Origin of the sequence: Chryseobacterium barbadense, assembly GCF_042849955.1 — a bacterium.
Lineage (GTDB): Bacteria > Bacteroidota > Bacteroidia > Flavobacteriales > Weeksellaceae > Chryseobacterium.
This window is the reverse complement of sequence record NZ_BAAFHL010000001.1, coordinates 24079-36943: the sequence shown is the minus strand read 5'-3', so window position 1 is coordinate 36943 and position 12865 is coordinate 24079. Positions and strand designations below refer to the sequence as shown.

The following is a 12865-nucleotide window of genomic DNA, read 5'->3' as shown; positions in this document are numbered from 1 at the left end:
ATTTTACAACGAACAACTAAAAAATACAAAATATAATGTCGCTAATAAAATCGATTTCAGGAATCCGTGGAACTATTGGGGGAAAAGTAAACGACAACTTAACGCCGCTTGATGTAGTAAAATTTGCTTCGGCATTCGGAACCTGGCTTCAAAATAATAAAAATAAAAAGGATTTAACATTAATCATCGGAAGAGACGCCAGAATTTCAGGACAAATGGTTTCTTCTCTGGTAACGGCCACCTTACAAGGGTTGGGAATCAATGTAGTTGATTTAGGGCTTTCTACTACACCAACTGTTGAGGTAATGGTTCCCGAATTAAATGCAGACGGAGGAATTATCCTTACCGCTTCCCATAACCCGAAACAATGGAATGCTCTTAAATTATTAAATGAAAAAGGAGAGTTCATCAGCGGAGAAAACGGGGCAGAAGTTCTTGCTTTGGCTGAAAGTGAAGACTTCAACTATGCAGAAGTGGATGATTTAGGAAAATATGAAACCAGAGATGATGCTTTTGATATTCATATTCAGCAGATTCTTGATTTACCAATGGTAGACGTAGAAGCCATTAAATCCAAAAACTTCAGAGTGGTTTTAGATGCTGTGAATTCTACAGGAGGAATCGCAATCCCAATGCTGTTAGATAAACTTGGTTGTGAAACAGTAAAGCTATATTGCGAACCTACCGGACATTTCCCGCATAATCCGGAACCTTTGAAAGAACATCTGGGAGATATCTGTGAACTGGTGAAAAAAGAGAATGCGGACTTAGGAATAGTGGTAGATCCGGATGTGGACAGATTAGCTTTAATTGATGAAAAAGGGGAAATGTTTGGCGAAGAGTATACGTTGGTAGCGGTTGCCGATTATTTGTTGAAGAATAAGAACGGTGTAGCGATTTCCAACCTTTCTTCGAGCCGTGCTTTGAGAGACGTTGCCCGCTCTCACAACTCAGACTACTTTGCGAGTGCCGTTGGTGAAGTAAACGTGGTTACCTTAATGAAAGAAAAAAATGCAGTAATCGGAGGGGAAGGAAACGGAGGAATTATTTACCCTGATCTGCATTACGGAAGAGATTCTTTAGTAGGAGTAGCCTTATTTTTAACCCACTTGGCCAAAGAAAATAAGACTGTTTCCGAATTAAGAGCAGGATACCCAAGTTATTTTATGGGAAAAAAGAAAATTGAGCTGACTCCGGAGATCAATGTAGATGCTCTTTTAACTAAAGTGGAAAAAGAATATCAAACAGAAGAGGTCTCTACGGTGGATGGTGTAAAGATAGATTTTGAAAACAACTGGGTTCATCTTCGGAAGTCGAATACAGAACCGATCATCAGAATTTATACAGAAGCAAAATCCCAGGAAGAAGCCGATCAGTTAGCAGATGAAATGATCGAAAAAATTAATAGCCTGATCTAAAAATTTTAACATCATTTTCATCATTTTAAAAAAGAATTATTATTAACTTTATAGTATTAAGATTTTCAGAACCGAGTATTTGTATATCTCATATCTCAAGTCTTAGATCTTAAACTTGTTTATATTGGAAGAGTATTTTGGAAATGAACTTGTGAAAAAGTTCGAAGAAATGATGGAAAACCATGATGAATTCTATTTCGATACAGAAGAATTAGAAGACATTATCGTTTACTACCTGGAGCTGGGAGATTTTAATTACGCAGATAATGCAGTGAATTATGGCCTTAAGCTCCATCCCAATTCTTTGGATATCAAGATTAAAAAACTTGAAGTTCTTCTGGAATGGGAAGAGTATAATACGGCAAAAGAGCTTATTGATGAGCTGAAAGGTTCTTCCATGGAGAACACAGACTTTTTGGTTTGCTACGCCAAGTATTATTCGAACCTGGGAAATCCGAGAAAATCCATTGAAATTTGTAAAAAAGCATTACAATTGGGGGAAGAAGAAAACTTCCTTCACAACTTTATTGCGGATGAATATGTGAACCTGGGAGATCCCTTTAACGCTCTTAAACATTACCAAAAAGCATTGAAAGAAGATCCGGCGGATGAATACTCGCTGGAAAACTGTATGATTTGCTTCAGCGACCTGAATAAGAGTGAGGAGGCTATAGCCTTTCTGAATGAATATTTAGATGAATTTCCTTATTCCGAAACCGCCTGGTTTGAATACGGACAGTTTTATTTCAACAGAAAGAATTACGAAGAAGCCATCAAAGGATATGATTACCTGTTGGCGATCAATTCAAATTCCGTTGGAGTATATGCAAATAAAGCAGCTTGTTACGAAGCTTTAGGACAATATAAAAAAGCCATTGAAGTATACGAGGAAATGCTGGAGCTGGAATATACTAAAGCATTTACTTTTTATAAGATAGGACTTTGTTATAAAGCATTGAAGCAGCCGATCATAGCGCTTAATTCCTTCCAGAAATCTTTGAGAGAAGACCCTCAGTTTTATCTTTCGATGATGGAGCAGTCATACCTGTACGAGGAAATGGGGGGAATGACGGAAGCTTTACACTTCGCCAAAGAAGCTACTCAGTTAAATGAAAACAATCTCGACTATCAGAAAAGATTAGCCTTTTTATTCATTGATTCCGGAAAGTTTGAAGAAAGCCTTTCCTGCCTGAAAAAACTGGTTGAAGCTGAACCGTCAAGATTTTATAATTGGTATGCATATTCCGAAGTATTGATGCTTGTGGGAGAGTATGAAGAAGCTGTTACAGTATTAATCAATGCCGTGAAGAAGCACGAAAGAGCAGAATTATATTATCAGCTCAGCAACTGTTACTTCAATCTTAAGGATCAGGAGAAGGCGACGGAAGCTTTACAAAAGGCATTGGAACTCGACTCTTCTCTTGTACAGGATATGCAGAAGAAATATCCGTTCATCAAAGATGGAGTGAAGAAAGCTAAGGCCAGAGTGAAAAAGAAAAATTAAAACATTTGTCATTTGAATGACAGAACAAATAAAAATCCTGCAGAAATGCAGGATTTATTTTTTTATCACATTGGGGTTTGTTCTCAGGAAGATCAATCCGGCAATAATAACTGCTGCTCCTACGAATTGCATCACAGTGAGTTTTTCACCGTCTAAAATACCCCAGATAATAGCAACAATGGGCATCAGTAAAGTTACCGTTGAGGCAAAAAGAGGAGAAGAGACTTTTAGTAAGCGATAATTCATCATCATGGCCAATCCTGTTCCGAAAACGGACAATAGACTTACAAACATCAATCCCATCATATTATCCTCATTAAAGCTGAAAGTGGAGAAAAACCCCGTAAATGCTAAAGCAATAATAGAAGGGAAGAATAAAACAAAAGAAAATACAAAAGCCGAAAGAATAGTGGAAGAAACTTCCATCAATTTAGATTTTACCGTGGTGGTGCTCACAGCGTAACATAATGTTGCCAAAAGCAGTAATAATATCGGAACGAGCTTAAATTCACCACCTTCACCACCTCCAAAAGCCAGTAGGCAAACTCCTGTGAAACTGATCAGCGTTCCTACGATCTGTTTTTTCGTGGTTTCAAATTTCCAGACTAAAGCTCCGACGATGATCACAAAGATCGGCATCATAGAATTGATGATTCCCGCAATACTGCTGCTTACTTCAGTTTCTGCAATAGGGAATAAGAACATAGGAATAAAGTTTCCCGTAAACGCAGCCAGAAGAAGCCACTTTAAATGTTTCTTCGGGAACAGTTTATACTTGGAAATCGCTATTGGCAATAAAATTATTCCAGCAATAAGAACCCTTAAAGCTCCTACCTGAAACGGATTAAAATGCTCCAGTGACTTCTTGATCAGAATAAAAGATGATCCCCAAATAATGGTGAGTACAATTAAAAGAATCCATTTTTCTTTATCTGCGTTCATTGTTTTTGTGTAAAATTTTTAAAAATTCTTTTTTAGGAATCATTCTGGCGCCAAGACTTTCCAGATGTTCGGTATGCGATTGACAGTCAATTAACTCTAAGTTATCTTTATAGCTTTCAACAAAGTGGATAAAACCTGCCTTTGAAGCATTGCTTACCTTGGCAAACATACTTTCGCCACAAAAAACATTCCCGATTTGCAACCCATAAAATCCTCCCACCAGTTCTTCGCCTTGCCACACTTCGATGCTTTTTGCCAGTCCAAATGAATGAAGCTTAATAAAAGCTTCCATCAGTTCATCTGAAAGCCAGGTTCCCGATTGTCCTTTTCTGTTGGCATTCTGACAGTTTTTGATCACTCCCTTAAAGTTTTGATTTTCCGTGAAGGTAAAAACGTTTTTGTTTAAGATTTTCCTCATGGATTTTGAAACCTTCAATTCATCAGGAAACAAAACGAATCTTGGGTCCGGACACCACCAAAGAATTTCTTCCCCGGGATTATACCAGGGAAAAATTCCCAATTGATAGGCAAACCAAATTCTTTCTACAGACAGATCGCCGCCAAATGCAATAAGTCCTTCATGCCCGTCATAAAGCTCGGGATCCGGGAAAGAAATTTCGTTTTCGTCTAATCGAACCATTTTTCAGAAAAAAATCCCACTTAAAAAGCAGGATTGATATTTCGTTGTTTATCTTAATTAAAAAGGTAAATCATCATCATCGTCTCCTGCAAACGGATTTTCATTTGATGCCGGTGCTGCAGAATGTGACGGAGCAGCTTGTGTAGGTTCAGAACCGTTATCAAAAACCTTTTCTAATCTCCATCCTGTAATAGAGTTGAAATATTTGGTTTCCCCCTGTGGAGAAGTCCATTCTCTCCCTCTGATGTTGATTCCTACTTTCACATTTTCTCCTTCAGTCACATTATCTAATAAACTGATCTTATCAGAAAGAAATTCTATGCTAATTGGCTGTGGATACTGTTCCTGGGTTAAAATAACCATTTCTCTTTTTTGAAATCCGCTCGCAAATGTTTGAGCATCAAAAAGTTTCTTTACCGTTCCTTGTAATTCCATATCATAAATATTAACGATGTAAAAGTAATAAAATGAAATGTAATAAAATGTCTCCCCAACAAATTTTGTGAAAAAAATAATTTTTTCTCTGAAAACTCTTGCAAATACAAAAAATTGCCCTATATTTGCACTCACAAAAACGAAAGAAGTTCTTTAAAAGAAACATACAAAACCAGCGGATGTGGTGTAATTGGTAGCCACGCCAGACTTAGGATCTGGTGCCGTGAGGCGTGGGGGTTCGAGTCCCTTCATCCGCACTATTCGATGCGAAAATAGCTCAGCTGGTAGAGCACAACCTTGCCAAGGTTGGGGTCGCGGGTTCGAATCCCGTTTTTCGCTCCATTCCACGCCCTGGTGGTGGAACTGGTAGACACGCAGGACTTAAAATCCTGTGCCTCTTTTGGCGTGCGGGTTCAAGTCCCGCCTGGGGTACTACTCCGCAAATCCCCTTCCACAAAGGATTTGCGGAGATTTTTAAAAATTAAAAAATTCTCTTTATTCTCGTTAGATTTCAGATCGTGCAAAAAACCGTGCAAAAATGAAATCTTATTCTAACATGAAGGTTTATCCCATAAATTGGGAAACTTCAAAAAAATCAATCTCAAAAGACTGGATTGTTCGTTATACCTTTATAGATCAAAAAGGTGTCGAGCATGATACATCATTCAAAGGAATGAATCACATTAAGGACCATGCAGAACGTGTTTCTGAAACAAAACGCCTTATTGATGAAGAAATTTATATGTTGGATCGCGGATATAACCCCAAAACCAAAGAATATGATTCTTCAAATGCAATACCTATCATAAACGGGAAAACGCTGTTTTTGGCTGCCATGCAGTCCGCTATTGACAATAATCCAGGTGTTCAATCTCATATTGACGATATGACAAACAGTATGAAGCATATTTCAAAATATGCGAAAATGCTGCGGATCCATGTTAAGCCAATCAAAGAAATCACAAAAGGGGATATAAAACAAATGTTGCTGCGAATGACAAATGACGGACATAGCAATTACCGTGTAAACAAAACAAAATCTCACATTTCATCATGTTTTAAGTTTTTCACGGATCTTGATATTTTCGAGGTGAATTTTGTAAAAGGAATTTCAAAACTTCAACACACATCCGCCAAAAAAGCAATTATCCGAACGGCTGAAGATTGGAAAAAATTTCATTCAATAAAAGAACTGAATTATAATGTTTATGTTTTTTTGTATATTTTCTTTTATTGCGGAAGTAGGTTTGAAGAAATGGTCCATGTAAAAAAAGAAGATGTTGAAATTGATAAAAGCATTTTTTGGATCAATTTAAAAAAAGGTGGGATGCATACACGGGCAATGCGACCTATCAATTTTCACGCGTGGAATTATTGGAAAACTTTATATGACATTGCCAAACCTAATCAATATTTATTTAGTTTTAACCAAATGCCACATGATGAACCTGTAACTGCGAATAGTTTATATCGTATCGCTTCAAGATATTTAAGAAAGGTTGGGTTAAATATTACGGGATATGCTTTAAAACACTCATATATTAACATGGTTACGAATCTATACGGACTATCAAAAGGAAAGGAACTTGCAGGACATACAACCGAAAGAACAACATTGAATTATGCGGTTGATTATGAGGAACAACAAGTTGAAAAAAATAAAAACATTGACATTTGTATATAAAAATAAAAGCACCTCATTAAAAGGTGCTTTTTTACATCATTTTAGCTGCTATTTAGCAAACATCATAAGTTGAGTTAACTGCAAATGCCAATTCTCTAATAAATGCCTGGCTTCCGTCTGGATTATCAGATTGAAAAAACACAGTGTTTGTTGTTCCACAAGCATTTGTATAAGAAACGGACCACCAAGCAAAATATAATGCTAATGCCTTTTGTTGTTCTGGGGTTAGTTTCTTAACCTCTGTTGTTTTTTCATGCTTAACTTCTGGTTTTACTTCTTCTTTTGTATTTGCAAAAGTTAATGTTGAAAGGGCTAATGCGCCCACGAAAAGTAATTTTTTCATAGTTGAAATTTTTATATTAAATATTAAAGTTAGTCAAGGAAAGTGTTCATTTTTTTTAATCGGTCTGACATCATTTTTGTTCTGTCATTTCCATTTGAATCCACAACTTTTAAATTTCCATTATACATTGACGGGTTTTCAGTATAATTTTTTCTTGCTTCCAAAAATTGCTGTTTAGATTTTGTCTTCACATCGTTCCCGTAATTCAGTGGCTCAATCAGTTCATCTGACTTTTTTATATCAGTTGCATAAATTTCGATTGTCTTATTTTTATTGTAGACTTCAAGAACCAATCCGGAAAGACCTTTAAAACGGAATGGTCCATCAGGGATTGTAATATCATTGGTAAACCAAGCAAAATAAGTATCACCGGTATCGGTTATTGTTTTTGCTAATCGGGCTTTAAATCCTTTAATATCCTTGGTATCATTCAAAATTTCCCAATTCAATTTTGGTTCTTCATAAGTAAATATATATTTCCCAACAGGAAGTGAAACGGATAAATTTTCTTTCGTCTTGTAAACGCTGCCAACAGATTTTGGATATTTAGGGATAGCCCCCGCGCTTGTACTTATTGTTTCTTTTGATGTACCATTATAAAACGCTTTAGCTTCTCTACTGAAATAAACAGATTCTACATTGTTACATAATAACGTTGAAGCGTAAATATTTACCTTATCCCTGTTTAAACTATCGGAAATCATTTTTGTTTCGTAATTAACCTCCATTACAGCTTTATTATTTTGAGCAGATAATAAAACAAAACCAGGAAATAATAAAAATGAATATAAAATCTTTTTCATTTGTAAGTTTCTAATATAATGCAATATACAATATAATTTTTATTCACAGTTACGGGATTCCGTACTTTATAAAACTTTTTTATTATGTAAAATACAAGCTAAATGAAACATAGATTTTGCATTATAATAATGTTTAATTTGATTTATGCGTTTTTCAATAGAACTTAAACTATTGGGTTTAATATCATTTTCTTTAAGCCTTTCGGCAATTTCATGTTGACTTAAACCATCCTTCAGATAATCAATAATAATAAAATTTATAATTAATTTTTCTATAAATAAGTAATCCATTCAATAAAATTAAAGGGGATTCTTAAATTATAGAAACGGTTTTCCGTAATGTGAAGTTTTAACTAAAAAATAAATCCGCTTCAGCTTTTCGCCTTCTTATCAAGCCTTTTAATTTTATCCCTTTAGATGTAATATATTTTTTTGTAAACCAATTATAAATTGCTTCTTTTGAGGCTTTTTTATTAATAAGATCAAACAAGGTAGAAGAACCACCTGTGTTATAAGTGTGAGAAACCAGAGCATCAAATTGATTTTGGTTGACAGGAACTTTTAATTTCCTAGTAACGAACAATTCAAACGACTTAATATCTTCAGACAAGGCATTGTCTGCTTCTTCCAAGGTGTGGATTGTTGCTGATTTTTCGGCAAGAACTTTATTTTCTGGACCTTTGATGAAGTTCCCTTTATTATCTCGCATTGCATGCCCCCAACCCTCGGTCCAGATTCCCACAGGATCCATTTTTGGCTGCAAGCCGATTTTCTTTAGATCACCATCATGCAAACTTTCAAATTCTTTGATGAGGTTTAAACCTTTTTGTGAAATTTTCATTTCTTTCTGTAATTTTTAAAGTAAATAAATAATGCAATCAATAGCATGGCAAATGCCCCAAGCCCTCCAATAAGTCCGAAACTCCAAAGAGTACCGGTCCGGGTAACAGCTTCTTTGGATTTTTTCTTGACATTCTGAACTCTTTCTTTTACATTGTTCTCATTTACAATTGTTTCAGAAAACTCTTTTAACTTATCAATAATTGATTCTGATGAATTTTCTTTTTTTAAATGGTCCGATTTCGATGTTTTGGATCGAACTTGAACTTCTGCATTCCCGGTAACTTTAATAGCTTGTAGAGTATCGCCGTTCTCAATGTTGTAGATTTCAATTGGAACACCAGTTTGAGCTTTGCCCGTAACTTCAATGTCCGTTTGATTTTCTTTTTTCTTTTCAACATGAGAATTTTCTTTCGCAATATTTTTCTCCTGGACTTTCGATACATTTTTACTACTGTCTTTTTTTATTTGAGTTTTAGAAATTTCGCTTGAAATATCTAAAGTTTTGACAGCTCTTTTAGTTTTGCACCCCATTAGCAGGAGTATCACCATTATCAGTGCTGTTATTCTCATTTTTTTGTTTTTTATAGTTTTCTAATAATTCATTAAATACTTCATCCTTTTTTTCAATAAGCTCTAAAACTTGAAATATAGAAGCGTTCACCTTTCTACGTTGCTTTTCATCGGCCTTTTCATGAACTGATTTTGCTTCTGTGAATACAAGTGCTACCGTGGCTAATAATGAAACTACTGGAATGGCAGAAATAGGATATTCAAAAAAGTATGAAATCGGTACAATAGCATCGAAAATGAAAGCGTAAAGCAACATTCCGAAATACTGATTGAATTTGGAAACAGATCTTTTATAGCCTTCTGAGCTTCTAACTTCTCCAATTTGTTTTGCTTTGCGAATACCAAAATAAAAATCAATAATCATCGCTAGGAGTACAGCACTCCATAAGATACCAACAACAATTAGCTTGTTGATTATCGCCGCATAGTCGCCTTTTAAAAACTCTAAAATCATAAATTATATTTAAAAGGTTATACTAATTCTGGAGTTATTAAATCTGACATGAAGGCATATCCATTGATATTCGGGTGGATACCATCAACCAACAAGCTCACGTTGTTTTCTGCTGCTTTATCAAAGTCTATTAATCTTATCTTATATCTCTTAGCCAACATGTGTACTGCGAGTACAAGATTATCTCTTTTCTGAACTGTGTAGGCTGCTGCTACTGTAGAATTAGAAAAATCAAGTGGCATCGGCGTAGACAATACAGGGTAATTACCTGAATTGATCACCATTTCAATCATAGAGCCTAAATTCGATATGGTTGTGGATACCGGAAGACCTACGCCTGCTGTCTGAGCATCGTTAATAGCTCCTTCCAGAATTACTACTTGCCCAGTATTTCCACTAAGCAAAGCTGGCAGATTATTCTTCATGCCTGTAGTGTTTTGACCGTTAACACCTCCATTGACAACCGTAATTGTCCTGCCCGTAAAACTTGTAAGAGTTGCTTGAATTTTAGATCTCCAAGTATTTGCTTCAGTAATTCCTGTAGAACCGTCAGAGCCAACTCCATTTGTAATAGATGTCCCCGAAGCAATAATTTTAGTAAACGCTTCAGGATATTGTAAGTTGGTATCAGATACCGTGGATAAATTGAATTTGCTTCCCAGATTAAGAACTGGGTTTTTATCGTATTCTAATGGTACAGCTCCAACAAGTTCTTCTTTTGTTCCGTCAAATTGAATTACTCTAATCTGGCAGTGAAGTGTTGGTTCATTCTGAGCTAAAACGTAAGAAAGATATAATTTCCCATTCTCTTCAAATAACTGAGGTGTTGCAACCTGGTCACAGTTATATGCAGCGTAAAAATCCAACTCATCATTTATATCTAATACTTTCTTTTTGTTTACCCAGTTGATAGGTGCTTCGGTGTCGAAACATTCTGCGTAATATAGGGAAGTAGGCGAATTAGTTGAAGGACTTGACGGCTCATGTGCTGCATGATAAAAACACATCCAGCGGTCATCATTAGCTGATCTCAATAATTCAGGACCACCATACATTTGATTTGAAGTTACTTCCAAGCTTGTAAGCATTTGTACAACTTCCCATCCGGATTCAAAATTTAGTGATCTTACCAGATAAGATTTCCAAGTCGATCCCGGCTTACCTTCAGCTATACCATAATAATAACTTCCCTTTTTTTCGGGGAATATAGAAATGTTTGCTAAATATGAGATTCCAGAAGTAATGAAATTACCAACTAATGTAAAGTTTAAACCATCAGAAGACTTAAATATTTTCCCTCCTGCATTTGATGCTGTATAATCCATAGCAGCGAATATGTAGACATAATCCCCAACAACACCTGCCCATGAAGCCATTGCCCTAGTAACGCCTGCCTTGTTACGATCTCCTCCTATAACAACATCGTCAGTGTACATCATAAATCCACCATCAGGGCGGTTTGAAACTGCCACACCTATACCAGATTCAATAAAAGTTGTCGGTGTAGATTTTGCAGCCGTGAAATACAAGAAATATTTTCCTTTGAATTTTACAATTGATTGTTCAGCAGGGATTTCAAAATATGGGTTCCCTGTCAATAAATGATCACTGATTTGGTAGCCTTTTGCCGGAAAAAGCTTATCCTTAATTCCTTTTAAATTGAATGGGTTTTGATCCAAATTCCACTGTGTGATTCGATCTTCTGAGATGTCTCTATTCCAAAGGCAAATATTGCCAAAACTCTTACTGTCTTGTTTGTTTAAAGTAAAATTTACCTGAGTTGCCTTTTTACTCTTGTTAAGGAAACCAACACGAGTGCCGTTAACGTACATATTAAGAAAATAAGCATCTGCAACAATGACAAACTTAACAGTAGAGTTTTCATATGCTAAATTAAAACCATTTTGCTGCGCCCCTATGTTTCCGAATATCCCTGATCCTCCTGCAATAATATCCAATGTATATGTGCCAAGATTTATATTAGCAATTGTCTTTGTTGTTGTATATCTTGCCTGGAAAGTTACTGTAAAAGCTAATGTATAGGCATAATCATTATAAAGGAAATTTCCTGCTATTGAGGAGCCTGTAACTGTGATTTTATTGTTTCCTAATAAATCTGTTTCATCCGGCAAATTGAAAGCAGAAACAACTCCATAGTCAATTTCCCTTAATTTAGGCTTAGCTAAGGAATTGATAGCGTTAAATGCAGATGTACCAAGTGTTTCACCTGAATTTCCACTCAAATCAGCTTTAACGATTTGCTCAAAAGTGTTAACTTGGCCTTCTGCTGAATAAAGTTCAATGGCTAAACTTCCTGGGAATTCTGTACCACTATCTACAATATATTTTCCGGTGCCTCCATCCTTAAAATAAAGACTTGCCGTTGAAGTGGCAGTATTATATCCGATATTGTCATTTGGTTCAATATCTAAATCAACCGCAAATTCATTCCATCCAGCTACCAGCGGAATGTTGGAAGCAAATTCTATTTTTACACCACTTCTTTTAAGCGTGAAATCCCCAACACCATTACTCTGAACTTTTATTCTAATCTTATCAATGTGTTTAGCCTCAGTTATTTTTTCAATGTAAATAGAAGATCCTGCGCCCGGTGCGATATTCTGAGTAAAATTGATTGCTGACACGTCAGCAGATTCTAAAGTATAGGTTTTAAACTCTTCTGCTAGTTCATTAAACTTTTCTTCAGAAAATCCGCCTACTTTTTTTGACCATTTTGGAGAAATTCCGGGAATATCTGAAGCTGTCACAACATCATTGGCCTCATATATTGTTTCATCTGCTGGATTTATTCGCTGATCACCTGTTGAATAATTTCCAGGAACCCAAGTTTCGATTTTATTTTCAGCTTGAGGAATAGTAATTTTTGAATTTCTCCAAACTGTGCCATCGAAAAAAGCATCATTTATTTTTCCTTCTTCTGCTGTAATGTTAGTTGGATTGCCATTTTCATCTTGTGCAGGAGTTAAATTGTCATATTCTCCAAATTCTAATAATTTATACAACCCTATTTCCCATCCACCAACAGGTTCGTTATCTGAAATTCTCAAATAACCTTTATATCCTGAAGCTTTTGCTTCTATCTTTTCTTCAAAATAATTTACAACATCATCAAACTGATCAGCAATTCTGGATTTAGAATTGGCTTTCGCTTGTGTTTCATTTCTTATTTGGTTGGATCTTTCTTGAATAGTTTCGTAACTCATAGCTT

Annotated in this window: 13 protein-coding genes and 3 tRNA genes; 6 read left to right on the top strand and 10 right to left on the bottom strand. The window is 35.7% G+C overall.

Annotation, left to right across the window (positions count from 1 at the left end):
- Window positions 1–35 precede the first annotated feature (35 nt).
- On the top strand, window positions 36–1418 hold the full coding sequence (gene glmM, locus ACGHIN_RS00210) for a phosphoglucosamine mutase (protein ID WP_390449999.1): 1383 nt from the start codon (window positions 36–38) through the stop codon (window positions 1416–1418).
- Window positions 1419–1542: 124 nt separating this feature from the next.
- The gene (locus ACGHIN_RS00205) at window positions 1543–2922 is read left to right on the top strand and encodes a tetratricopeptide repeat protein (protein WP_390449998.1); all 1380 of its coding nucleotides are present in this window, start codon (window positions 1543–1545) and stop codon (window positions 2920–2922) included.
- Window positions 2923–2976: 54 nt separating this feature from the next.
- On the opposite strand, the gene ACGHIN_RS00200 is transcribed toward ACGHIN_RS00205, so the two are convergent.
- Genes ACGHIN_RS00200 through ACGHIN_RS00190 form a run of 3 tightly spaced genes read right to left on the bottom strand, consistent with a single transcriptional unit; the run spans window position 2977 to window position 4939 of the window.
- Window positions 2977–3864 (bottom strand): DMT family transporter, encoded by an 888-nt coding sequence (locus ACGHIN_RS00200; protein ID WP_390449997.1) that lies wholly within the window; start codon window positions 3862–3864, stop codon window positions 2977–2979.
- Window positions 3851–4504: a leucyl/phenylalanyl-tRNA--protein transferase gene (gene aat / locus ACGHIN_RS00195; protein WP_390449996.1), complete on the bottom strand. Its 654-nt coding sequence runs from the start codon at window positions 4502–4504 to the stop codon at window positions 3851–3853. The genes ACGHIN_RS00200 and aat overlap by 14 nt, the downstream gene beginning before the upstream one ends.
- Window positions 4505–4561: 57 nt before the next feature.
- Window positions 4562–4939 carry a DUF3127 domain-containing protein gene (locus ACGHIN_RS00190; RefSeq protein WP_390449995.1) on the bottom strand — a complete coding sequence of 126 codons (378 nt, stop codon included), beginning with the start codon at window positions 4937–4939 and terminating at the stop codon, window positions 4562–4564.
- Between the two features lie 175 nt (window positions 4940–5114).
- Here ACGHIN_RS00190 and ACGHIN_RS00185 point away from each other — a divergent pair.
- From ACGHIN_RS00185 to ACGHIN_RS00170, 4 genes are all read left to right on the top strand, one after another.
- Window positions 5115–5196, top strand: a tRNA-Leu gene (locus ACGHIN_RS00185).
- 9 nt (window positions 5197–5205) lie between these two features.
- Window positions 5206–5281, top strand: a tRNA-Gly gene (locus ACGHIN_RS00180).
- A 6-nt stretch (window positions 5282–5287) separates the two neighbouring features.
- Window positions 5288–5371: transfer RNA gene (locus tag ACGHIN_RS00175), tRNA-Leu, on the top strand.
- 106 nt (window positions 5372–5477) lie between these two features.
- The gene (locus tag ACGHIN_RS00170; protein ID WP_390449994.1) at window positions 5478–6623 is read left to right on the top strand and encodes a tyrosine-type recombinase/integrase; all 1146 of its coding nucleotides are present in this window, start codon (window positions 5478–5480) and stop codon (window positions 6621–6623) included.
- Between the two features lie 52 nt (window positions 6624–6675).
- Here the strand turns inward: ACGHIN_RS00170 and ACGHIN_RS00165 are convergent, their stop codons facing one another.
- The 7 genes from ACGHIN_RS00165 to ACGHIN_RS00135 all read right to left on the bottom strand — a co-directional run bounded on the left by ACGHIN_RS00165 (window position 6676) and on the right by ACGHIN_RS00135 (window position 12860).
- Entirely contained in the window at window positions 6676–6966 is a 291-nt protein-coding gene (locus ACGHIN_RS00165) for a hypothetical protein (protein WP_390449993.1), read from the bottom strand.
- A gap of 29 nt (window positions 6967–6995) precedes the next feature.
- Complete coding sequence (locus tag ACGHIN_RS00160; protein WP_390449992.1) at window positions 6996–7769, bottom strand: GLPGLI family protein; 774 nt, start codon at window positions 7767–7769, stop codon at window positions 6996–6998.
- Window positions 7770–7835: 66 nt separating this feature from the next.
- Window positions 7836–8060: a hypothetical protein gene (locus tag ACGHIN_RS00155; protein ID WP_390449991.1), complete on the bottom strand. Its 225-nt coding sequence runs from the start codon at window positions 8058–8060 to the stop codon at window positions 7836–7838.
- A 58-nt stretch (window positions 8061–8118) separates the two neighbouring features.
- Window positions 8119–8610, bottom strand: a complete 492-nt coding sequence (locus tag ACGHIN_RS00150) for a lysozyme (protein ID WP_390449990.1) — start codon at window positions 8608–8610, stop codon at window positions 8119–8121.
- Entirely contained in the window at window positions 8607–9182 is a 576-nt protein-coding gene (locus tag ACGHIN_RS00145; RefSeq protein WP_390449989.1) for a hypothetical protein, read from the bottom strand. Before ACGHIN_RS00145 ends, ACGHIN_RS00150 begins: the two co-directional genes overlap by 4 nt.
- Complete coding sequence (locus ACGHIN_RS00140; RefSeq protein WP_390449988.1) at window positions 9127–9636, bottom strand: phage holin family protein; 510 nt, start codon at window positions 9634–9636, stop codon at window positions 9127–9129. The genes ACGHIN_RS00145 and ACGHIN_RS00140 overlap by 56 nt, the downstream gene beginning before the upstream one ends.
- Before the next feature lie 17 nt (window positions 9637–9653).
- Window positions 9654–12860, bottom strand: a complete 3207-nt coding sequence (locus tag ACGHIN_RS00135; protein WP_390449987.1) for an SGNH/GDSL hydrolase family protein — start codon at window positions 12858–12860, stop codon at window positions 9654–9656.
- Between the last annotated feature and the right edge of the window lie 5 nt (window positions 12861–12865).